The organism is Halotalea alkalilenta (assembly GCF_001648175.1).
GTDB lineage: Bacteria > Pseudomonadota > Gammaproteobacteria > Pseudomonadales > Halomonadaceae > Halotalea > Halotalea alkalilenta_A.
This window is the reverse complement of sequence record NZ_CP015243.1, coordinates 157,274-177,475: the sequence shown is the minus strand read 5'-3', so window position 1 is coordinate 177,475 and position 20,202 is coordinate 157,274. Positions and strand designations below refer to the sequence as shown.

Below are 20,202 nucleotides of genomic sequence, written 5' to 3'. Positions count from 1 at the left end.
GTGCGTTCGCCTTGGGCTGGGTCGATCAACTGCCAGGGAGAAGGCCATGCAACATCGTCCTCGTTTCACTCGTTGGATGCATGGGGCGGCCCTCGGGGCCGCCCTGGGCGCGACGGCCAGTCTCGTCCATGCCCAAGGAGTGACGATCAACTTCACCTGCGGCTCGACCGAGCAGGCCGAGCACTGCCAGCGCGCCGCCGAGGAGTGGGCGCAGCAGACCGGTAATCGGGCCAATCTGATCTCGATGCCGAACTCTTCCACCGAGCAGCTGGCCCTCTACCAGCAGCTGCTCGGCTCCCAGGCCAGCGATATCGATGTGATTCTCACCGACACTACTTGGCCGGGGATCCTCGGTGACCATCTCCATGATCTGCACCAGCTGCTGCCCGGGGACATCACCTCCGGCCAGTTCGAAACGGTGATCGCCAACAACACCATCGATGGTGAGCTCAAGGCGATGCCGCTTTACACCGATGCGAGCCTGCTCTATTACCGCGAAGACCTGCTCGAGAAATACGACCGACCGGTGCCGCGGACCTGGGACGAAATGACCGATACCGCCGCCTACATCCAGCAGCGCGAACGCGAGGAGGGCAACCGTGGCATCTGGGGGTTCGTATTCCAGGGGCGGGCCTACGAGGGGCTGACTTGCAACTTGCTCGAGTGGGTCGTCTCGGAGGGCGGTGGACTGTTCCTCGATCAGGATGGCCAGGTCGATGTCGACAATCCCGCCACCCGTCGCGCGCTGGAGCGCGCTCATGGCTGGATCGATACCATCTCGCCCCGGGGCACGCTGAGCTATGTCGAGGAGCAGTCGCGGGGGGTGTTCCAGTCGGGCAATGCGGTGTTCATGCGCAACTGGCCCTATGTCTGGTCGCTGACCCAGAGCGAGGGCAGCCCGGTGCGTGGCAAGGTCGGTGTCGCCCCGGTGCCCAGCGGCTCCAGCGGTCGCCATGTCTCGACCCTCGGCGGCTGGAGCCTGGCGGTATCGCGCTACTCGCGTCATCCCAAGGAGGCCGCTGAGCTGGTCGCCTACCTGACCCGGCGCGAAAACCAGAAGTATCGCGCGATCAACCTCTCCTACCTGCCAAGCTACGTCGATCTGTTCGAGGACCCCGAGGTGCTCGAGGCGGCACCCTTCATCGGCACGATGCGCGGCCCGGTGGAGCAGGCGGTGGCCCGGCCGGCGAGCCTGGTCAAGACGCTCTATCCGCGCTACTCCAATGCGATCTTCGATCGTACCCACCGGGTATTGACCAATGAGGCGAGCATCGACGAGGCGCTGGAGACGCTCAACCGCGACATGTTGAGGATCGCGCGTCGCGGTTTCGAATGATCCCCGGCGGGAGCCGGACAATCGAGGAGGAAAGCATGCTCGACGGTAACGAGTGGTGGCGCGGCTGCGTGCTCTACCAGGTCTATCCAGCCAGCTTCATGGATGCCAACGACGACGGCATCGGTGATCTCGCCGGTGTCGCCGCGCGGCTCGAGCACATCGCCGGCCTCGGCGTCGACGGTATCTGGCTGTCGCCTTTCTTCACCTCGCCGATGAAGGATTTCGGCTACGACATTTCCGACTATCGCGACGTCGACCCGCGCTTCGGCACCCTCGCCGACTTCCGGGCCCTGATCGAGCGAGCCCATGCGCTGGGGCTCAAGGTGATCATCGACCAGGTGCTGAGCCACAGTTCGGACCAGCATCCCTGGTTCGCCGAGAGCCGCGCCAGCCGCGACAATCCCAAGGCCGACTGGTACGTCTGGGCGGACCCGCGTCCAGACGGCACGCCGCCGAACAACTGGCTGGGCAGCTTCGGTGGGCCGGCCTGGAGCTTCGACACCCGGCGACACCAGTACTACTTCCACAACTTCCTCCCCGAGCAGCCCGACCTCAATTTCCACCATCCCGAGGTCCAGCAGGCCCAGCTCGAGACGCTCGAGTTCTGGCTCGAGCTCGGCGTCGACGGCTTTCGCTTCGACGTGGTCAATTTCTACTTCCACGACGCCGCCTTGACCGACAATCCCGCGGTGGATCCCGAAGCGCAGGAGAAGCCGCTCAAGCACAACCGCGATCTGCCGCGAAGCTACCAGTGGCAGCGCTACACCACTGACCGGCCTGAAAACCTCGAGTTCCTCAAGCGTATCCGCGCCCTGATGCGCCGCTACCCAGGGACGACGACGGTTGGCGAGGTCGGCGGCGACCGGCCGCTCTCGACGATGAAGCGCTACACCTCGGGTGGCGACAAGCTGCATATGGCCTACACCTTCGACCTGCTGGGGAGCGCCAGCAGTGCGGCCTACCTGCGTGGCGTGATCGAGCGCTTCGAGGACGAGGCGCAGGACGCCTGGCCCTGCTGGGCGCTCTCCAACCACGATGTCGAGCGGATGGCGAGTCGCTGGCATGCCGAGGACGACCCTGCTCGTCTGCGCTTGCTGCTATGGGTACTGCTGTGCCTGCGCGGCAGCATCTGCCTCTACCAGGGCGACGAGTTGGGCCTGCCCGAGGCGCAAGTGCCATACGAGCGGCTGCGCGACCCGGCCGGGATCAACGGCTGGCCACGCTACAAGGGCCGGGATGGCTGCCGGACCCCGATGGCATGGGAGGCCGATGCCAGCCAGCTCGGCTTCAGCGAGGTCGAACCCTGGCTTCCGGTCGAACCGCGCCACCGCCCGCTCGCAGCCGACCGCCAGCGCGAGGATCGCACCTCGCTCTATCACTGGTTGAAACAGGCCCTCGCCTTGCGCCGCACCCACCCCGCCCTGCACCACGGTGAGATCACCCTGCTCGAGGCAGGCGACGACTGGCTCGCCTTCCTGCGCCGCCACGAAGACGAAAGGCTGCTTTGCGTGTTCAACCTCTCGTCTTGCGCCGGAAACCGACGGATCGCTGTGTCCGGGCGCATCACGTTGCTTGAGCTTCCCGGCTTCGACACGCCGGCGCCGCTCAGCGGCCCGGCGGATCTCGAGCTTGAGCTCGGAGCGCACCAGGCGCTGTTCGCGCGAGTGGATTAGAACCAGGTCTCCATCTGCAGCCCGAACTGCCACTGGCCGCTGGTGAAGCCATTGCTGCCCAAAGCGTCGGTGGTGCTGTAATCGTCGAGTTCGCTGGTCCAGTCGAGGTAGGAGACGAAGGCGCGCAGTTCTGGACGCATGAAGAAATCGCCGGTGATCGGCTTGAGCGTCGGCGCGAAGGTCAGCTTGGCGAAGCTGCCTTTGACGCTTTCGCGCCCAGCGTAGCCCTTGGGGCTCAGGTCCATGTTCTGCCAGGTGAACTCGTACTGGAGCTCGAAGTTCTCGTTGATCGCCTGGGCCAGGCGGGTGTTGAAGGATATCCAGTCGTAGCGATCGCCCTCGACGTAGCGATCCTTGCTTTGCTCCGCCATCAGCGCTGGCGCAATGCTCCAGGTCCGGTTGATCGGCGTGGTGCCATAGATCGCGGCACGCATCGCGCGTGCGTCACTGAGCAGCTCCGAGTCGCCGCCGATCGATTTGAGCTCGGCGCCGAGCCCGCCGCCGGCCATGAAAGCGGCCTTGAAGCTGCCTTCTCGCAGGCCGAAGAAGCTCTCTCCGTGATAGGCGAGCATGGAGTGCACGCCGCTCTCGGCGCTCTTGCCGTCGCGGCTGTTGGTGGTCAGGGCCTCGCACTCCTCTTCGGTCAGGCCGTATCGGTTCGCGCGGCAGTTGTATTCGTTGTCGTTGGCGCGGATGGCGTTGACCATCCACTGCCAGGGACCGAAGAAGTTGTTCGAGGTGAAGATGTACGCCTGGGTGTCGTCGCTGCCGCCAGCGCCAGAGTAATCGCCATAGCTGCGACCGATCATCGACAGGTTGGTGCGCCACCAATCGGTCGGCTGGATGTCGTAGATCCCGCCACCGGTACCCGCGAGGAATACGAAGTCGGCGTCGAACCAGTGGATGTCGAAGTTGTCGCGATCGAAGCGCTTGCCCGCCCAGAAGGTCGCATCGCGAAACGCCCGGCTGCCGCGCAGCGCCGGTAGCGCGGTCAGTTCGGCGTAGACCTGGCGAACGTTCAGGTCGCTTTCGTTGGAAGTCCAGTCGTTGAGGGTCTCGACGCCATCGGCGAGCATCATCATGTAGCGCGCCTGGGTGCCATTGTCGAACACTTGGTTGTAGCTCAGCTGGGCCTCGACGTAGGTGTCGGTTTCATTGCCCAGTCGTCCGACTGGACCGCCCACCGAGCCGGCGGGAGTGAAGTAGGGGCCGCCCTTGCCGCCATTGCCGTGATCGTTGAACAGGATTCCCGAACGAGCATAGCCGCCGAACTCGAAACCGCTCAGCGGCTCCGGTGGAGCGGAGGCGGCCGGCGGTGCTCCGTCGCTGGCCAGATTGGGCTCGCTCCCGCTTGGCATGCCGAACGCAGCGTTTGCCTGGCGATCGACCAGCTGTTCTTGGCTGGGGGCGGGGAGGGTGGCGAGTTGGGGAGCCCGGAGCTGTTCGAGCTCCTGGCGAGCCTCGGCGGCGTGCCGTTCGGCTTCCTCGGCACGCTGCTCCGCCGCGGTGATCCTGGCTTCCATCGCGGCCAAGCGCTGTTCGAGGGAGGGTGTTTGCTGGGCGAGTACGGGAAGGCTCAGGGTGAGCAGCCCCAGCGCCGATGGCAAGGTGAAGAGGAAGTGGCTGGTGGGAGCAGAGCGCATGGATGATGCCTGTATCGTTGTAGAGACGTGACTGTATCGATAAAGACTTCATCCTGTAACGTTAAAGTCCCGCGCCTTTGGTCGAGCATCGACTAAAGAAGCCCGGCTAAATAAGTCCGAGAGGGATGGGGCCGGAAATCCGGCCCCAGTAGGGTTTCAGGGGGTCTTGGCGGTGAGTCTCAGGGGCGGGAGGCAGAGCGTGCCATGGTGAGGATCACCAGCGCCGAGATCAGCAGCGCGATGAAGGCCAGGCGCAGCCCGATCGCATGGGCGAGGAAGCCGAGCATGGGGGGGCCGGCAAGCATGCTGACATAGCCCATCATCGCCACTGACGCGATCGCGGTGGAGGGCGACATGGCAGGGTTGCGTCCGGCGAGGCTGAGCAGGCAGGGGAAGAGCGTGGCCATGCCTAGCCCGGCGAGGACGAAGCCGAGCAGCGCCACGTTCGGCGAGGCGAACAGTACCGCCACGCCTATCCCGATCACGCCGAAGGTTCCGCCGATCTGCAGCGCACGCATCGGGCCGACGAAGTCGATCCAGCGGTCGCCGAGCAGGCGGCCGACCGCCATCGATCCGGTGAATACCGCCAGACCCAGCGCGGCATACCCCCTGCTTGCGCCGACGTCGGTCAAAAACAGCGCCGACCAGTCGGCCATCGAGCCTTCGACGAATACCGTCGCCGCCGCGATCGCGCCGATCAACCACAGCCGCCCCTTGGGCAGTACGAACAGCGGGCCGCCGGCCCGCTCGGCGCGCGGCGGTGGCTTGATCAGCAAGCGCTTGCTGATCAGCGTGCCGATCAGCAGCAGCACCGCGACCAGGCTGAGATGGTAGGCGGGCTGCAGGCCCGCGGCGGCGAGCGCGCCACCGCTCAGCGAGCCGATCATGCCGCCGAGGCTGAACACCCCGTGAAAGGACGACATGATCGAGCGCCGATAGCGCCGCTCGAGGCTCGCGGCCTGATCGTTCATCGAGATGTTCATCAAGCCCATGCCGGCACCGAACACCACCAGTGCACCGCCGAGAGCATAAGCGCTCGGCGACCAGCCGATCAGCACGATCGAGAGTATGACCAGGTAGGCGCCGATGCGGGTGGTGCGCCGGCTGCCGAAAGTGCTGATCAAGTAGCTCGACAGCAGGGTCAGGCTCAGCGAACCGGCGACGGGACAGAGCAGCAGCAGGCCGATCTGCGCCTCGTTGAGCGAGAGCGTGTCACGGATATCGGGAATCCGTACCGCCCAGTTGGAGAAAGCGAGGCCGGAAAGGGCGAAGAAGAAGGCGATGGAAGCGCGCCGGTAGGGGCTGGAGGTACGCTCTTGTGGCACTTCGGTGTACAAGGAGTCGGTCGAAGTTTCGGGCTCTGCCATACGGGATTCCCTGGTGCGGTGGTGGGTGCCCGGGCTACACGTAGTCGCCCACGACTGCAATGACGGCCCTCGTCGGAGGGCGTGGATGAGACCGATTCCGCCGCGTTCGATGGCGGCCTTGGCGAGAAAGCACATCCTTCGCTGATAATCGGGCAAGCGCCCGGTCCATGCAATGTGTGTATGCGACACTCGGTGACACCAACGGTTCGATGAGGAGAGATGAAATGCGCGCGATGCTGGCCCGTGTCGCTGCCCTGGCGGTGCTTGCACTCTGGGCGAGCAGCGGCGCCGCCCAGGCGGCGCTGAGCCTCGAGGAGGTCGATGATTACGTGCTCGCATTGACCTGGCACCCCGGCTTTTGCGCCGGCGCGGGGCAGGGGCGGGATGAATGCCGCGATGGCGATGCCGGTCCGCTGGTGCTGCACGGACTGTGGCCGGGGCTGCCGGCTACGCTTGCGCGTGACGGCGTCGGTCGCGGCGAGTGGAACCGCGAGGGGTGTTTTCGCTTCGCGCCAGAGCGAAGCGGGCCTTTTTGCTCGATCGAACCTTTGATTCTCGATCGAGCCCTGGAGCTCGAGCTCGAGCGGGTGATGCCGGGGGAGCGCAGCTGCCTCGACCGCTACCAGTTCGCCAAGCATGCGTCGTGTTTCGATATTTCGCCCGAGCGCTATTTCACTCAGGCAGTAAGCCTGTTCGAGGAGGTGGAGCGTAGCCGCTTCGCCGCATGGCTTTTCGATCACCGAGGCGAGGCGGTCGGGCGCAATGCGTTGATCCAGGCCTTTCGTGACGCTTTCGGTGCCGATGGGCGCGCGCTGATGCTGGTCTGCGATCGAGCCGACAACCTCACTGAGCTGCGCATTGGCCTCGATGCCCGAAAGATCGACGAGTTCCCCGCTTCGGCCAGCTTCAGCCGTCTTGGTACCGGGCGCTGTGGCGGTCGAATCACGCTACGCTGAAAGCTTTGGCGATCCGCTGAGTCATGCTGATCCTCGATCGGAAAGAGAGACGCCTTGGACATCGCATTTTCGTCATACCCCGCCCTCGAGGCATTGAGCGAATTCATCGCCGCCCATGCGCCGCTTTGCGTACTCAGTGGCGCAGGGGTCAGCACCGACAGCGGCATACCCGACTATCGCGATGCACAAGGCGAATGGAAGCGCCCCGCACCGATGACCCACCAATCCTTCATCGGCAGCCACGCCGCGCGTCAGCGCTATTGGGCCCGTGCGCTGGTCGGTTTCCGGGCGCTCGGGGAGGCGCTCCCCGGGCCCGCCCATCTGGCGCTGGCGGCCCTAGAGCGGCACGGTCTGGTCAATGGGGTGATCACCCAGAACGTCGATCGGCTGCATCAAGCCGCTGGCAGTCGGCGGGTGATCGACCTCCACGGCCGTGCCGACGAAGTGCGCTGCATGCATTGCGACATACGGATGCCTCGCGCTGCTTGGCATGCCCGGCTGGCCGAGCTCAACCCCGCCTGGGCGATGCTCGATGCGGCCATCGCGCCGGACGGGGATGCCTATCTCGAGGGCGATTTCTCGACTTTCGAAGTGCCGCACTGCCCGCGCTGCGGCATCGGGGTGATCAAGCCCGACGTGGTCTATTTCGGCGACAACGTGCCCAAGGCACGCGTCGTCGACGCGATGGCGCTGCTCGATGAAAGCCGCGGTCTCTGGGTGGTCGGCAGCTCGTTGATGGTCTTCTCGGGCTTTCGCTTCGCCCGCAAAGCGAGCGCCGACGGCCTGCCGATCGCCTGCCTGAACCTCGGCCGCACCCGCGCCGACGATCTCTACACGCTCAAGGTCGAAGCACCGCTTGGCGAAAGCCTCAGCGCCCTGGCCGAGCGGCTCGGTTCATTCGCTGCTCGGCGATAGCGCGATGCGGATGTCGCGACTTGGCCCGCCCTGAGTCAGCACCGGTAGCGGCTCGGCGTCGAGATAGCGCAGCTTGCCATCGATACGTACACCGGCTTCCAGCGCGTAGCGGCGTTGCGGATCGATGCTCGAGGCGTCGTAGACCAGCGAGAAGCGCTGCGGCCAGCCGCCCTGGGTTGGCTGCCGGGTGATGGCGACGGTTTCACGGCCGGCGCCGAGGTCGATGAGCGAGACTTCGAGCGTGGCATCGGGCGGCGGTGGGGGCGCGAGCTCGACTTCGCCTTCGAGCGTGGCGAAGTCCGGTCCCGAGGAAAACAGCGCGCAGCCGCCGAGCGAGCCGAGCAGCAGCACGGCGAGCGCGGAGATGAAAAGCCTGAATGGTTGCATGGGGTATCCGGGGTTGCGGGCCGCGTGGCGCGCGGTGGTGTGATGGCGGCAGTCAGCCGCCCGCGAGCTTGACCTTGTAGCCTTGGGTCTCGAGGGCGCGTTTGAGGGTATCGCGGTGATCGCCCTGGATCTCGATCACGCCGTCTTTCAGCGCGCCGCCGCTGCCGCAGCGCTTCTTGAGTTCGGCGGTGAGCTTCTTCAACGCTTCCTCGGCGAGCGGTACGCCGCTCACCGTGGTCACGCCCTTGCCCTTGCGTCCCGAGGTCTCGCGACGAATCCGCACGATCCCGTCGAGTCCGGCGAGCCGGGCCTGATCGCGGGCCTCACGGGCTGCTTCAGCATCGTCGCCACGCAGATCGCCGCGTTCGGTGGAGTAGACCAGCGAGCTCAGTTGGTCTTTGAGAGATGACATGCGTAAAACCTCGATCGGATCTGTCCCGGGCGAGCATAGCAGCCTCGCTGCGGCGGGGTGAAACCGTGTCAGGCAGGAGGCTTTACATCCTTTCGACCAAAGAGTAATCCTTGGGTTCTCTTTACGCCGCGCGCCGCGTGGCGGTTTTCAGACGTCCAAGGAGCTTTCATGAGTGAAGCACGCAGCGCCCAGTATCCTGTCGATGCGCAGTTCGTCGAACGTTGGTCACCGCGCTCGCTGACTGGAGAGGCGATCGACGACCAGACCCTGTTCAGCCTGTTCGAGGCCGCGCGATGGGCGCCTTCCGCCTTCAACGTGCAGCCGTGGCGCTTCAGCTACGCCAAGCAGGGCAGCGATAGCTGGGATACCTATCTCGAGTTCCTCAACGATTTCAACCGTAGCTGGGCCAAGAATGCATCGGCCCTGGTCGTGGTGCTGTCGAAGACCACCAGCCTCAGTGCCGAACAGGAGGTCGAGAACCCGAGCCACTCCTTCGATACCGGCGCGGCCTGGGCCAGTATCGCGCTGCAGGCACAGCTGTCGGGGTGGGTCACCCACGGCATGACCGGTATCCACAAGGAGAAGATTCGCGAAGTGCTGGCGTTGCCGGGGAACTATGCGGTCGAGGCGGTAGTCGCGATCGGCAAGCGCGGCGACAAGTCCGTCCTGCCCGAGGGCCTGCAGGCCAAGGAGTCGCCCAACGAACGCCGGCCGCTCGAAGAGACCGTGTTCGAAGGGCTGGGATTCAAGGCCTGAGCTTCAAAGGCTGGGTGCAGCGCATCCGCGTCAGGCGTCGTCCTTCTCACTCCCCTCGAGGCGTCGACGCTCCAGCTCCAGTGCCGCCTGCTGCGCCGCCAGCCGGCGGCGCTCCTTGGCCCGCTTGGGCCGCAGCAGGTCACGCCAGCGCACGTTTATGATCCCTATCCCACTGATCACCAGCGCGCCGCCGGCCAGCTTGAATACACCGAGGTCATCGCCAAGCAGCAGCACGCCGAGGATGACCGCGAACACGGGGGTGAGCAGCGTCATCGGTACCAGCTTGGCCATCACATGGCGGCGCAGCAGCGAGTACCAGAGCCCGTAGGCGAGAATCGAAGAGAGCACCGCGCTGTAGATCACCGCGGTCCAACCCCGCCAGCCGGCGTTGAGGATCGCCTCCCATTGCCCGCTTTCGAAGATCAGCGACGCCAGTGCCACCTGCGGGATCGCCAGCAGCGAGACCCAACCGGCCATCGCCAGCGATGGAATCGGGGGGCCGATCTTGATCAGCAGGTTGGAGACGGCCCAGCCCATCGCACTGAGCAGCAGCAGGCAGAGCGGTAGCGCGGAGGGCAGGCTCGGGCCTCCGGCGAGCACGATGACCCCGGAGAAGGAGACCGCCAGGCCGAAGATTCGCTTGGCATTGAGCCGTTCCTTGAGGAATATCGCGGCGAGGATGGTGGCGAAGGGCGTGCCGAGCTGGACCAGTAGCGCGGCGGTGCCCGCCTCGCTCATCGACAGGCCCAGGAACATCAGGCTGAAGTGCATCAGCCCGAAGGTGAACGAGAGCAGCAGCAGCCACTTCAACTGGCGGCGGTTCACCCGCATGAACGGCAGCAGCAGCACGCCGACCAGGATGAAGCGCAAAACGGTCATCTCGAGAGGGGGGATTTCGGTGACGCCGACCTTGATGACGATGGTGTTGAGCGCCCAGATGAAGATGACGCCCACGGCAATGAGAAAATCGGAAAGGGGCACGCGGGCCTCGCTTGGGTCGGCGGTGGAGAGTGCGCGACGGCTTGCCGTCGAGGCTACATTATCACCGGTGCCGTGGTCGTTGCGCCAATCTCGTTACAGGAGTCTCGCAGTGTCGTTCACTTTTCAAGGCGTTCGATTCCGGCGCTCGTGCGTTCGTTCGGCCGCGGCCTTCCTGCTGCTGGTTGCCGCCTGCTTTGCCGCGGTACAGGCCGCCGAGCGCGTACCGCTCGGCATCGAGACCCGCACCGGCACACGCTCGCTGGAGGTGGAGCTGGCCGGGACCGTCGAGCAGCGCGCGCGCGGGCTGATGCAGCGCGAGTCGCTGCCCGAGGACGGCGGCATGCTGTTCATCTACGGGGGGCGCGAGCAGCCGGCGTCCAACGGCTACTGGATGTATCGCACCCTGATTCCGCTCGACATCGCTTTCATCGGTGGCGACGGACGGATTCACTCCATCCGCACCATGGAGCCCTGTCGAAGCCGTACCGCGATGAACTGTCCGAGTTACTACCCCGAAGCGCCCTACATCGCCGCGCTCGAGGTGGAGGGTGGCTACCTCGAGCGTCATGGCATCGAGGTGGGAGACCGCATCGGGCAGGGGCGCGAATTATTGTTCGATTGAACTGAGCGGCCGGTCGGCGTTCAGGCACGCTGACCCACCCGAGGCGCCAGCTCGGCACAGAAATGCTCGAACTTGCCGCTGTAGTAGTGCTCGCTTGGCCAGCCGATCCGGCCGATCGAGAACAGCAGTTCTTCGAGGCGGGCGCGGATGGTGGCGTGGTTCTTGGTATCGACCACGAAGACATGCTTGCCGCGCGCGTCGTCCGGGCTTTCGGCCAGCTGGCGGAGAATGAAGCGCAGTAGCGCGTCCTCTGGCGGCATGCTGTAGCCCACGATCACCAGCACGCTGGTCTCGCGCAAGAGTCGCACCGCCTTGGGAAAGACCTGCTGGAAGTAGCGCTCGCCGTAGTCCTGTACCTGCGAAGGCAGGATCAGAAGCGGTGGATCGCGGCGTACCTCCTGCTCGTCGCGGGCGCGATAGTCGAAATCGAAGCCGAACCCGTCGCTGCGGTTTTGCAGTTCGAAGCCGCCGTTGATCTTCAAAAGGTTGCGGTCCAGCCGACGGGGAGCCTGCTCCCATATCGATCGCCCGCAGATGCTGCTCGGGGTGATGCCTCGGTAGAAGCGGTCGAACACCGGCGTCTCGCTTGGTTCGATACGCTCCTGCAGGCGTTCCAGGGTGAAATCGTAATTGGTGGTGATGAAGTGGTAGAGCGGCCATAGCGGACCGAAACCCGAGCGGCGCGCGCAGCGTTCCAGCGCGCTGAAGAAGTCGAGAATCGCCTGCTGGCCCTCGCTCGGCGGTGAGTCGTCGAACCGCAGACTGCCGTCGGAGATCGCGTGGAGGTCGCAACGGGCATGAAAGCGGCGCCAGATCAGCGCGCGTATCTCGTTGATCGCAAGGCCCAGGTTCTGGCTGTCGATGTAGCGGTTACGGATATCGGGGTAGCGAACCTGCATATCCATCGCGTACGACAGCGCCTTGAAGCGTTCGAAGTCGAGCCTTTGGTACTGCTCCCAGCCCATCACATGCAGGATGTGGCGCAGATTGGGCAGGGCTTCCAGCTCCTCGACATCGAACGAGAAAAGCTCGCCATCGGTGGGCGCGCGCGGATCCCACGCCTTGGAGAATCCCGCGCCGCACCAGAACGTCACCACCGGAGGTGGCATGCCGATCGGGTCGCGCTCGAGCAGCGTCTGCATCAGCGCGACGAAGGCCTCCTGGGTACTGGCGTTGCTCGTCTCGATCCCACTGGCCGCGTGCTCCTCCATTCTCGACTCTCCTTCTTGCCCGATTCGCCATACCAGTATGGTTCACGGCGGGCGCTTCGGGACGCAAATGCAGCCAGGTACTAGGCGTTGAGGGCATCAGTGCATGTGGCCATGGCACCGAATGACGGTGAAAAGGGACGGGCCGCGCTGATTACATAAATGTTTCAGAAATTTTTCATGAGAGACTATTTCTATCTGATGCGTCCTTTCTCGTTGTGAAAGGACCGATGTTCCCCCGATGGATATCAGCTGTATTGGAGAGTTTCATCGGTTGAAAAATAAAAATTCAGGGGGATGAGGGATGATGCAGGCGCTTGATTCCAGCGTGCTGAAACTGACGAGTATCGTCGCGAGCCGTTGGGAAATCATCGATTTGATCATCGTGGGAACGACGAAGTCCAACAGCATCAAAATGCTGCCCATCGTATGCTTGCTTTGGTATGTCTGGTTCTCGAAGTCCGATGTGGAAAAAGCGAGGCGGATCGTCCTCAATGCCGGGCTCGGCGCGGTATTGGCCACGGTAGTGGCCAGGCTGATTCAAAGTGTATTTTCGAATCGGCCGAGGCCGATGCATGCCGAGAACCCCGATTACGTGGCACCCTACGGCGTCGATCTGCAGGCATTGGAAAACTGGAGCTCGTTCCCCAGCGATCACGCCGCGCTGGCCTTCGCCTTGGCATCCGCCGTATTTTTGTTTTCACGCTCACTCGGCATCTTCTGCCTTTCATGGGCGGCGATCGTCAGCACCCTTCCGCGCATTTATGCTGGATATCACTATGCATCGGACGTGCTGGCAGGCGCTTTCATCGGTGTGATTGCCACCCTGTTGGTCAATACATGGGGCCGGCCTTTGGTATGTTGGCTGCATCGTATCGTTCAGCGGCTCGAAGAAAGACAAGCCCCCTTGTTTTATACGGTGGCTTTCGTTGCCTCGTACCAGGTCACCACGATGATGGATGAGCCGCGTAAGATCCTGCGCACACTCTACGAAGCCATGTGGTCGCTCTCTTGAGCTGGATGGGCGACATGGATGGTGTCATCGCTTCTCCCATCGGTCCGCTATCTCAGCCGCAGCGCTCGAGCCTCAGAGCTGGAGCTCGTAGAGCACGTGCTTGCGCTGGCGCTTCCAGCCGAGCGATTCGTAGAACGCTTGGGCGTCAGCGTTTTCATCGAAGATGGTCAGTTGCAGCGAGGTGGCGTGCTGCTCCTTGGCGAAGCGCGCGGCGGCTTGGGTCAGCTCGCGACCGAGCCCATAGCGACGGGCCCCCGGGGTGACGTAGAGATCGTTGAGGATCCAGGTCCTGGAGGCCGCGATGGCGGAGAAGGAAGGGAACAGCTGGACGAAGCCGACGCCGGTACCACTGGTGTCGATGGCGATGAACAGTACCGCTTCGTCCTGGATCAGGCGCGCCTTGAGGAAATCCCTCGCCAGCGCAAGGTCGATTGGCTGGCCGAGGCTCTGACGATAGGCGTCGAGCAGCGGAGCGAGGAGGTCGACATCATCTAGGTGCGCGCGTCGAATCGTCATGAAGGGTCCTTGGCAGTGGAATCGGAGGAGGCGCCGCTGTCCGGCACCTCATCCTGTCAGGGTAGCGCGTCAGTTGCACCACCCCCAAGCGACGCTCGATCCTGTCCACGGCCGGTGGTCAGCTTGACGGCAGCCGCGTGGCGAGCCGGACGCAGCGGATGAAAAAACGCCTCGCTGGTAGCGAGGCGTACGATGGAACCCGGCATGCGGCTGGGCTAGTAGAGGTTGGGGCGCAACTCGCCGCTTGTGTAGCGCTGTGCCATCTTCTCGAGGCTGATCGCCTTGATCTTCGCCGCCTGGCCGGCGGTGCCGAAGGCCTCGTAGCGAGCGGCGGCGATGTCACGCATCGCCTTGACCGTCTCGGCGAGGTACTTGCGCGGGTCGAACTCGCTCGGGTGCTCGGCCATGAAGCGGCGGATCGCGCCGGTCGAGGCGAGCCTGAGATCGGTGTCGATGTTGACCTTGCGCACGCCGTGCTTTATTCCCTCGACGATCTCGTCGACCGGTACGCCGTAGGTCTCGTCGATCTCGCCACCGAAGCGGTTGATCACCTCGAGCCACTCCTGCGGTACCGAGGAGGAGCCGTGCATCACCAGGTGGGTATCGGGGAGCCTGGCATGGATCTCCTTGATCCGCTGAATCGACAGCGTGTCGCCGGTCGGCGGGCGGGTGAACTTGTAGGCGCCGTGGGAGGTGCCGATGGCGATCGCCAGGGCGTCGACCTGCGTCGCGCGAACGAAGTCGGCGGCCTCTTCGGGGTCGGTGAGCAGCTGGCTGTGATCGAGCACGCCTTCTGCGCCGATGCCGTCCTCTTCACCGGCCATGCCGGTCTCGAGCGAGCCGAGGCAGCCGAGTTCACCTTCGACCGAGACGCCGCAGGCGTGCGCCATCTCGACGGTGCGGCGAGTGACGTCGACGTTGTAGTCGTAGTCGGTCGGGGTCTTGCCATCCTCGCCGAGCGAGCCGTCCATCATCACCGATGAGAAGCCGAGCTGGATCGAGCGCTGGCACACTGCCGGGCTGGTGCCGTGGTCCTGATGCATCACCACCGGGATGTGGGGGAACTCCTCGACCGCGGCGAGGATCAGGTGGCGCAGGAAAGGGGCTCCAGCGTACTTGCGCGCTCCCGCCGAGGCTTGGACGATCACCGGCGAATCGGTGGCGTCGGCCGCCTCCATGATCGCTCGCATCTGCTCGAGGTTGTTGACGTTGAACGCAGGCACTCCGTACCCGTGCTCCGCAGCGTGGTCCAACAGCTGCCGCATGCTGATCAGTGCCATGAGGGGATGACCTCTCGGTGGGTGGGGCGCCCGAAGGCGCCCCGGTTCTCTCTCGACGCCTACCGCCGCGCTCGGATGTCGCGGCGTGTGGCCTGTGCTCTTTTCATTCAGCTATCGTCGCATGCCGGCGCGATCGGTGCCGCCTCCGGCCTCACCCGCGAGGGGGGTAAACCCTGGACTCAGCGTTTGGCCGCCGCTTCCAGGGCAGTCACCGCTGGCAGCTGCTTGCCTTCGACGTATTCGAGGAAGGCGCCGCCGCCGGTGGAGATATAGGAGACCTGTTCACTGATCCCGTACTTGTCGATCGCCGCCAGGGTGTCACCGCCGCCGGCGATCGAAAACGCATCGCTCGCCGCGATCGCCTCGGCGAGCGCCTTGGTGCCCTCACCGAACTGATCGATCTCGAACACCCCGACCGGACCGTTCCAGAGGATCGTGCCCGCTGCCTTGAGGCTGGCGGCGAAGGTCGCTGAGGTTTTCGGACCAACATCGAGAATCATCTCGTCGTCGAGCACCTGGTCGACCGGCTTGACCGTCGCCTTGGCTCCCTCGGAGAACTCGGTGGCGACCACTACGTCGACCGGGATCGGCACCTCGACTTTGTCCATCAGCGCCTTGGCCTGCGCGACCAGGTCGGCTTCATAGAGCGACTTGCCCACCGAGTGGCCGGCGGCGGCGATGAAGGTATTGGCGATCCCGCCGCCGACGATGATCTTGTCGCATTTTTCCGACAGTGCATTGAGCACTTCGAGCTTGGTCGACACCTTGGAGCCGCCGACGATCGCCAGCATCGGCCGCTTCGGCTCGGCCAGCGCCTTGTGCAGTGCCTCGAGCTCGGAGGCGAGCAGCGGGCCCGCGCAGGCTTGAGGAGCGAAGCGAGCGACGCCGTGGGTCGAGGCCTGGGCGCGGTGGGCGGTACCGAAGGCATCCATCACGAACACGTCGCAGAGGTTCGCGTAGGCGCGGGCCAGCGTCTCGTCGTCCTTCTTCTCGCCCTTGTTGAAGCGCACGTTCTCGAGCAGCACCACTTCGCCGTCGTCGAGCTCCGGCAGTCCTTCGAGGTAGTCCTTCTCCAAGCGCACGCTCTGTCCGAGCAGGTCGCTGAGGCGGCTGGCCACCGGCGCGAGTGAGAACTCGTCGTCAGGCTCTCCCTCGGTGGGACGGCCGAGGTGGCTCATCAGCATCACCTTGGCCCCGGCTTCCACCGCCGCCTTGATCGTTGGCAGGCTGGCGCGGATGCGTGCGTCGGAGGTCACGCGGCCTTCCTTGATCGGTACATTCAGATCTTCGCGGATCAGTACTCGTTTGCCCTTGAGATCAAGCTCGCCCATCTTGCGCACGTTCATGCGGCAGCTCCTGGAGGTTGGTAAGGAATATCGCTGAAACAGAGCGGGTTGGCAATATGCGTAATATTACCAACCTGATGATTTAGAACGGAAAAAATAGAATATGGAATGTCTCGGTCGTGCTTGGACGCAGGCCCCGGTGGCGAAGACGCCCGCCCCGGTGGGATAGGCCACCGGGGCGGGCGTGAGCCCGTGGGTGCGTCCGGCGCTTGGATCAGCCCAGCGTCTCTTCGGCGATCTTCACCAGGTTCTCGACGGTGAAGCCGAAGTGCTTGAACAGATCCTCGGCCTTGCCCGACTCGCCATAACTGTGCATGCCGAGGATCTTGCCGTCGAGGCCGACGTACTTGTACCAGCCGTTGACCGAGGCGGCCTCGACCGCGACCCGCTTGGTCACCGCGCGCGGCAGTACCGACTCGCGGTACTCGGCGTCCTGCTCGTCGAACATGCTGGTGCAGGGCATCGACACCACGCGGACCTTGCGACCCTTCTCCTCGAGCACCTTGGCCGCGTCGACCGCGAGGCCGACTTCGGAGCCGGTGGCGATCAGGATCAGCTCAGGGGTGCCTTCGGTCTCCCGCAGCACGTAGCCGCCGCGCTTGATCGCAGCGAGCTGGGCTTCGCTGCGCGGTTGCACCGGCAGGCCCTGGCGGGAGAGTGCCAGCGCGGTCGGGCCCTTCTCACGCTTGATCCCTTCGACCCAGGCCACCGCGGTCTCGACCGAGTCGGACGGACGCCAGGTGTGCAGGCCGGGCAGCGCGCGCAGCGCCTCGAGCTGCTCGATCGGCTGGTGGGTCGGGCCATCCTCGCCGAGACCAATCGAATCATGGGTGAAGACATGGACGATACGGGTGTGCGACAGCGCGGACATGCGCACGGCATTGAACATGTATTCGACGAACACCAGGAAGGTCGCGTCGTAGGGAATGAAGCCGCCGTGAGTGGCGATGCCGTTGGCGATCGCACCCATGCCGAACTCGCGCACCCCATAGTGCAGGTAGGCGCCGCCGAAGTTGGTCTTGCTGATCGGCTCGACACCCTTCCAGATCGTCAGGTTCGAAGGCGCGAGGTCGGCGCTGCCGCCGAAAAGCTCGGGGAAGATCGGGCCGAGCTCGTTGAGCACGTTCTGCGAGGCCTTGCGCGAGGCGATCTTCTCGCCTTTTTCCTGCGCCTCACGGATCAGCTTGTCGGGATCGAACGCGGCCGGCAGCTCGCCGGAATAGCGGCGCTTGAGCTCCTTGGCCAGCTCTGGATAGGCCTCGGCATAGGCGCTGAGCAGCTTGTCGTGCTCGGCCTCGAACTGGGCGCCTTTTTCGCGGGCGTCCCAAGCGTCGTAGATCTCCTGCGGGATGACGAACGGCGGGTAGTCCCAGCCGAGTTCCTTGCGCGCCAGTGCGACTTCGTCGTCGCCGAGGGCGGCGCCGTGGCTCTCTTCCTTGCCCGCCTTGTTCGGTGAGCCGAAGCCGATCACGGTCTTGCAGATGATGATCGAAGGCTTGTCGTCGACTTGCTTGGCTTGGTTGATCGCCGCATCGATCTGTTCGGCGTCGTGGCCGTCGATCGGACCGATCACGTTCCAGTCGTAGGCTTCGAAACGCTTGGCGGTATCGTCGGTGAACCAGCCTTCGACCTCGCCATCGATCGAGATGCCGTTGTCATCGTAGAACACCACCAGGTTGCCGAGGCCGAGGGTGCCGGCCAGCGAGCAGGCCTCGTGGCTGATGCCCTCCATCAGGCAGCCATCGCCGGCGAAGACCCAGACCCGGTGGTCGACCACATTGTGGTCGCCGCGGTTGAACTGGGCGGCGAGGGTGCGCTCGGCGATTGCCATGCCGACGCCGTTGGCCAGGCCCTGGCCGAGCGGGCCGGTGGTGGTCTCGATACCGGCGGTGTAGCCGTGCTCCGGGTGTCCAGGGGTCTTCGAGCCGAGCTGGCGGAAGTTCTCGAGCTCCTTCATCGGCAGGTCGTAGCCGGTGAGATGGAGCAGCGAGTAGTGCAGCATCGAACCGTGACCGTTGGAGAGAATGAAGCGGTCGCGATCCTGCCAGTCCGGGTTGTTCGGGTTGTGCTTGAGGTGACCTCTCCATAGTACCTCTGCGATGTCCGCCATCCCCATCGGCATGCCCGGGTGACCTGAGTTGGCCTTCTGGACGGCATCCATGGAGAGGGCGCGAATCGCGTTGGCGAGCTGACGACGTGACGGCATGACGTTAGAGGCTCCTGAGGTTCACTGTGAGTGTCGAAGATGTGATCGGCCTGACCGACCAGGATGTAGGAAAGCTACGCAATTTTGTGACGCAGCGCCATCGGTGGTTGTCCCATGGTCGCCCGCGTTCGTCGCGCCTTCGATGACCGGCGGCGGCTTGTCACGGGTGCGGGCGCCATATTACGGGCGTTGACGGTTGTCGCGACACGACCACGGCTCATCGACACAGGATAGTGTCCATTCCCACGGCTGGATAGCCGCGATAATGATTTTCACTGCCGCGCTGCCGCGAGCCTTTTCCCACCGTGTGCAGAAGTGGCGGGAAAGGTCTCAGCGCAGTTGGACCTCATCGAGGATGCTTGCGAAGGCGCGTGGGTCGTGGGCGAAGCGGCCGAGGAACAGGCCGTCCGCGCTGTCCTGGATGCGCGACAGCAGGCCCGGGCCGGCGCTGCCGCCATAGATGATCCTGGCACGGTGGCCCGCATTCGAGAGTCCGGTACGCAGCAGATCGCAGACCTCGGCGATGAATGCCGGGGTGGCCGACTCGGCTGCGCCGATCGCCCAGACGGGCTCATAGGCGAGGATCACTTCGCCATGCAGGCCCTGACGCTGCGCTTCAGTGAGCGCGCTCTCCAGCTGGGCGAGGCAGGCCTGCGCTGCCTGCTCGGCGCTGCCTTGGTGCGTTTCACCGACGCAGAGCACCGGGGTCAGGCCGTTGCGCAGTGCAGCGGCGGTCTTCAATGCCACCGTCTCGTCGGTCTCGCCGAACAGGCGGCGGCGCTCAGCGTGGCCGATCTCGGCGTAGCGCGCGCCCATTTCCGCCAGCAGGGCACCGCTGACCTCGCCGGTGAAGGCGCCTTGATCCTCCCAGTGCAGATCCTGGGCACCGATGCGCATCGGGGTGGTGGAGAATATCTCCTGCGCGGGGGCGATCAACGGAAAGCTGGGCAGCAGAAACAGTTCGACCCGGCCTTCGAGGACAGCGGGGTGGCGCGCGATCGCGCTCGCCACTTCTCGGCACCAGTCGAGCGTGCGGCGCTGGCCGAAGTACATCTTGAGGCTCATGCCGAGAATGATGGGCGCGGCGTTCATGGCTGCTTTTCGGCCTCGGCGTGCGTGGCTTCGTAGTCGCTCAGCGCTTGGACCTTGGCAGCCGAGGCGGAGCTTTCATCGAAGCGATAGGTCAGCCACTCGCGCGCCAACCGCCTTGCGAGCTCGAGCCCGACCACCCGCTGGCCCATGCAGAGCACCTGGGCATTGTTGCTGAGAATCGCCCGCTCGACCGAGAAGCCGTCGTGGGCGGTCACTGCGCGGATGCCCGGCACCTTGTTGGCCGAGATCGCAACGCCCAGCCCGGTGCCGCAGATCAACAGCGCCCGGTCCGCTTCGCCGGCGCTGACCTTTTCCGCTGCGCTGATCGCGACGTGCGGATAGGCGATGGAGCAGTCGGCATCGACGCCGACATCCTCGACCGAGGCGACCAGCGGGCTTTCGAGCAGGTCCGCCTTGAGCGCTTCTTTGTATTCGTAGCCGGCGTCGTCGGAACCGATGATGATGCGCAGTTTGTCGGTCATGTTCAGGAG

The 20,202-nt window shown here is 64.6% G+C and carries 19 protein-coding genes; 7 read left to right on the top strand and 12 right to left on the bottom strand.

The annotated features are described in order from the left end of the window. The first annotated feature begins 46 nt into the window (after positions 1-46). Entirely contained in the window at positions 47-1,336 is a 1,290-nt protein-coding gene (locus A5892_RS00850) for an ABC transporter substrate-binding protein (protein ID WP_082890199.1), read from the top strand. A gap of 35 nt (positions 1,337-1,371) precedes the next feature. Beyond that, positions 1,372-3,009 carry an alpha-glucosidase gene (locus tag A5892_RS00845; RefSeq protein ID WP_064121181.1) on the top strand — a complete coding sequence of 546 codons (1,638 nt, stop codon included), beginning with the start codon at positions 1,372-1,374 and terminating at the stop codon, positions 3,007-3,009. On the opposite strand, the gene A5892_RS00840 is transcribed toward A5892_RS00845, so the two are convergent. Then, a complete protein-coding gene (locus A5892_RS00840; RefSeq protein ID WP_064121180.1) occupies positions 3,006-4,652 on the bottom strand; it encodes a carbohydrate porin in 1,647 nt (548 codons plus the stop codon). The two genes, A5892_RS00845 and A5892_RS00840, sit on opposite strands and share 4 nt — an antisense overlap. 179 nt (positions 4,653-4,831) lie before the next feature. Continuing rightward, positions 4,832-6,019 carry an MFS transporter gene (locus A5892_RS00835; protein ID WP_190295642.1) on the bottom strand — a complete coding sequence of 396 codons (1,188 nt, stop codon included), beginning with the start codon at positions 6,017-6,019 and terminating at the stop codon, positions 4,832-4,834. Between the two features lie 224 nt (positions 6,020-6,243). On the opposite strand from A5892_RS00835, the gene A5892_RS00830 reads away from it, so the two are divergent. Both A5892_RS00830 and A5892_RS00825 read left to right on the top strand, forming a co-directional pair. Then, complete coding sequence (locus A5892_RS00830; RefSeq protein WP_223302752.1) at positions 6,244-6,975, top strand: ribonuclease T2 family protein; 732 nt, start codon at positions 6,244-6,246, stop codon at positions 6,973-6,975. Positions 6,976-7,029: 54 nt separating this feature from the next. Next, entirely contained in the window at positions 7,030-7,890 is an 861-nt protein-coding gene (locus A5892_RS00825) for an NAD-dependent protein deacetylase (protein WP_317627708.1), read from the top strand. Here A5892_RS00825 and A5892_RS00820 read toward each other — a convergent pair. After that, a complete protein-coding gene (locus A5892_RS00820) occupies positions 7,870-8,277 on the bottom strand; it encodes a YbaY family lipoprotein (RefSeq protein ID WP_064121179.1) in 408 nt (135 codons plus the stop codon). The two genes, A5892_RS00825 and A5892_RS00820, sit on opposite strands and share 21 nt — an antisense overlap. Positions 8,278-8,329: 52 nt before the next feature. Continuing rightward, positions 8,330-8,689 carry a stress response translation initiation inhibitor YciH gene (gene yciH / locus A5892_RS00815; protein WP_064121178.1) on the bottom strand — a complete coding sequence of 120 codons (360 nt, stop codon included), beginning with the start codon at positions 8,687-8,689 and terminating at the stop codon, positions 8,330-8,332. A 168-nt stretch (positions 8,690-8,857) separates the two neighbouring features. Here yciH and A5892_RS00810 point away from each other — a divergent pair, with 168 nt between their 5' ends. Continuing rightward, the gene (locus tag A5892_RS00810) at positions 8,858-9,445 is read left to right on the top strand and encodes a nitroreductase family protein (protein WP_064121177.1); all 588 of its coding nucleotides are present in this window, start codon (positions 8,858-8,860) and stop codon (positions 9,443-9,445) included. Between the two features lie 30 nt (positions 9,446-9,475). On the opposite strand, the gene A5892_RS00805 is transcribed toward A5892_RS00810, so the two are convergent. Next, a complete protein-coding gene (locus A5892_RS00805) occupies positions 9,476-10,426 on the bottom strand; it encodes a DMT family transporter (protein ID WP_064121176.1) in 951 nt (316 codons plus the stop codon). Positions 10,427-10,535: 109 nt separating this feature from the next. Here A5892_RS00805 and A5892_RS00800 point away from each other — a divergent pair, with 109 nt between their 5' ends. Next, positions 10,536-11,048 (top strand): DUF192 domain-containing protein, encoded by a 513-nt coding sequence (locus A5892_RS00800; protein ID WP_064121175.1) that lies wholly within the window; start codon positions 10,536-10,538, stop codon positions 11,046-11,048. A gap of 20 nt (positions 11,049-11,068) precedes the next feature. On the opposite strand, the gene A5892_RS00795 is transcribed toward A5892_RS00800, so the two are convergent. After that, positions 11,069-12,259, bottom strand: a complete 1,191-nt coding sequence (locus tag A5892_RS00795) for an SIR2 family protein (protein WP_064121174.1) — start codon at positions 12,257-12,259, stop codon at positions 11,069-11,071. A 301-nt stretch (positions 12,260-12,560) separates the two neighbouring features. On the opposite strand from A5892_RS00795, the gene A5892_RS00790 reads away from it, so the two are divergent. Next, positions 12,561-13,271, top strand: a complete 711-nt coding sequence (locus A5892_RS00790) for a phosphatase PAP2 family protein (RefSeq protein ID WP_082890196.1) — start codon at positions 12,561-12,563, stop codon at positions 13,269-13,271. Between the two features lie 72 nt (positions 13,272-13,343). On the opposite strand, the gene A5892_RS00785 is transcribed toward A5892_RS00790, so the two are convergent. The 6 genes from A5892_RS00785 to A5892_RS00760 form a co-directional block, all read right to left on the bottom strand. Further along, positions 13,344-13,787, bottom strand: coding sequence for a GNAT family N-acetyltransferase (locus A5892_RS00785; RefSeq protein ID WP_064121172.1), 444 nt, complete (start codon positions 13,785-13,787; stop codon positions 13,344-13,346). Between the two features lie 215 nt (positions 13,788-14,002). Next, on the bottom strand, positions 14,003-15,067 hold the full coding sequence (gene fba / locus A5892_RS00780; RefSeq protein ID WP_064121171.1) for a class II fructose-bisphosphate aldolase: 1,065 nt from the start codon (positions 15,065-15,067) through the stop codon (positions 14,003-14,005). A gap of 179 nt (positions 15,068-15,246) precedes the next feature. Then, on the bottom strand, positions 15,247-16,413 hold the full coding sequence (locus A5892_RS00775; protein ID WP_064121170.1) for a phosphoglycerate kinase: 1,167 nt from the start codon (positions 16,411-16,413) through the stop codon (positions 15,247-15,249). Between the two features lie 214 nt (positions 16,414-16,627). Then, positions 16,628-18,619, bottom strand: coding sequence for a transketolase (gene tkt, locus A5892_RS00770; RefSeq protein WP_064121169.1), 1,992 nt, complete (start codon positions 18,617-18,619; stop codon positions 16,628-16,630). A gap of 330 nt (positions 18,620-18,949) precedes the next feature. After that, entirely contained in the window at positions 18,950-19,711 is a 762-nt protein-coding gene (locus tag A5892_RS00765; protein WP_064121168.1) for a triose-phosphate isomerase family protein, read from the bottom strand. Then, positions 19,708-20,193, bottom strand: coding sequence for a ribose-5-phosphate isomerase (locus A5892_RS00760; RefSeq protein WP_064121167.1), 486 nt, complete (start codon positions 20,191-20,193; stop codon positions 19,708-19,710). Before A5892_RS00760 ends, A5892_RS00765 begins: the two co-directional genes overlap by 4 nt. Positions 20,194-20,202: the final 9 nt, after the last annotated feature.

Bases quoted from the DNA above. Each gene is read 5' to 3' on its own strand.
- A5892_RS00850 (WP_082890199.1), top strand. From the start codon at position 47: ATGCAACATCGTCCTCGTTTCACTCGTTGGATGCATGGGGCGGCCCTC.
- A5892_RS00845 (WP_064121181.1), top strand. From the start codon at position 1,372: ATGCTCGACGGTAACGAGTGGTGGCGCGGCTGCGTGCTCTACCAGGTC.
- A5892_RS00840 (WP_064121180.1), bottom strand. From the start codon at position 4,652: ATGCGCTCTGCTCCCACCAGCCACTTCCTCTTCACCTTGCCATCGGCG.
- A5892_RS00835 (WP_190295642.1), bottom strand. From the start codon at position 6,019: ATGGCAGAGCCCGAAACTTCGACCGACTCCTTGTACACCGAAGTGCCA.
- A5892_RS00830 (WP_223302752.1), top strand. From the start codon at position 6,244: ATGCGCGCGATGCTGGCCCGTGTCGCTGCCCTGGCGGTGCTTGCACTC.
- A5892_RS00820 (WP_064121179.1), bottom strand. From the start codon at position 8,277: ATGCAACCATTCAGGCTTTTCATCTCCGCGCTCGCCGTGCTGCTGCTC.
- yciH (WP_064121178.1), bottom strand. From the start codon at position 8,689: ATGTCATCTCTCAAAGACCAACTGAGCTCGCTGGTCTACTCCACCGAA.
- A5892_RS00810 (WP_064121177.1), top strand. From the start codon at position 8,858: ATGAGTGAAGCACGCAGCGCCCAGTATCCTGTCGATGCGCAGTTCGTC.
- A5892_RS00795 (WP_064121174.1), bottom strand. From the start codon at position 12,259: ATGGAGGAGCACGCGGCCAGTGGGATCGAGACGAGCAACGCCAGTACC.
- A5892_RS00790 (WP_082890196.1), top strand. From the start codon at position 12,561: ATGATGCAGGCGCTTGATTCCAGCGTGCTGAAACTGACGAGTATCGTC.
- A5892_RS00785 (WP_064121172.1), bottom strand. From the start codon at position 13,787: ATGACGATTCGACGCGCGCACCTAGATGATGTCGACCTCCTCGCTCCG.
- fba (WP_064121171.1), bottom strand. From the start codon at position 15,067: ATGGCACTGATCAGCATGCGGCAGCTGTTGGACCACGCTGCGGAGCAC.
- A5892_RS00775 (WP_064121170.1), bottom strand. From the start codon at position 16,413: ATGAACGTGCGCAAGATGGGCGAGCTTGATCTCAAGGGCAAACGAGTA.
- tkt (WP_064121169.1), bottom strand. From the start codon at position 18,619: ATGCCGTCACGTCGTCAGCTCGCCAACGCGATTCGCGCCCTCTCCATG.
- A5892_RS00765 (WP_064121168.1), bottom strand. From the start codon at position 19,711: ATGAACGCCGCGCCCATCATTCTCGGCATGAGCCTCAAGATGTACTTC.
- A5892_RS00760 (WP_064121167.1), bottom strand. From the start codon at position 20,193: ATGACCGACAAACTGCGCATCATCATCGGTTCCGACGACGCCGGCTAC.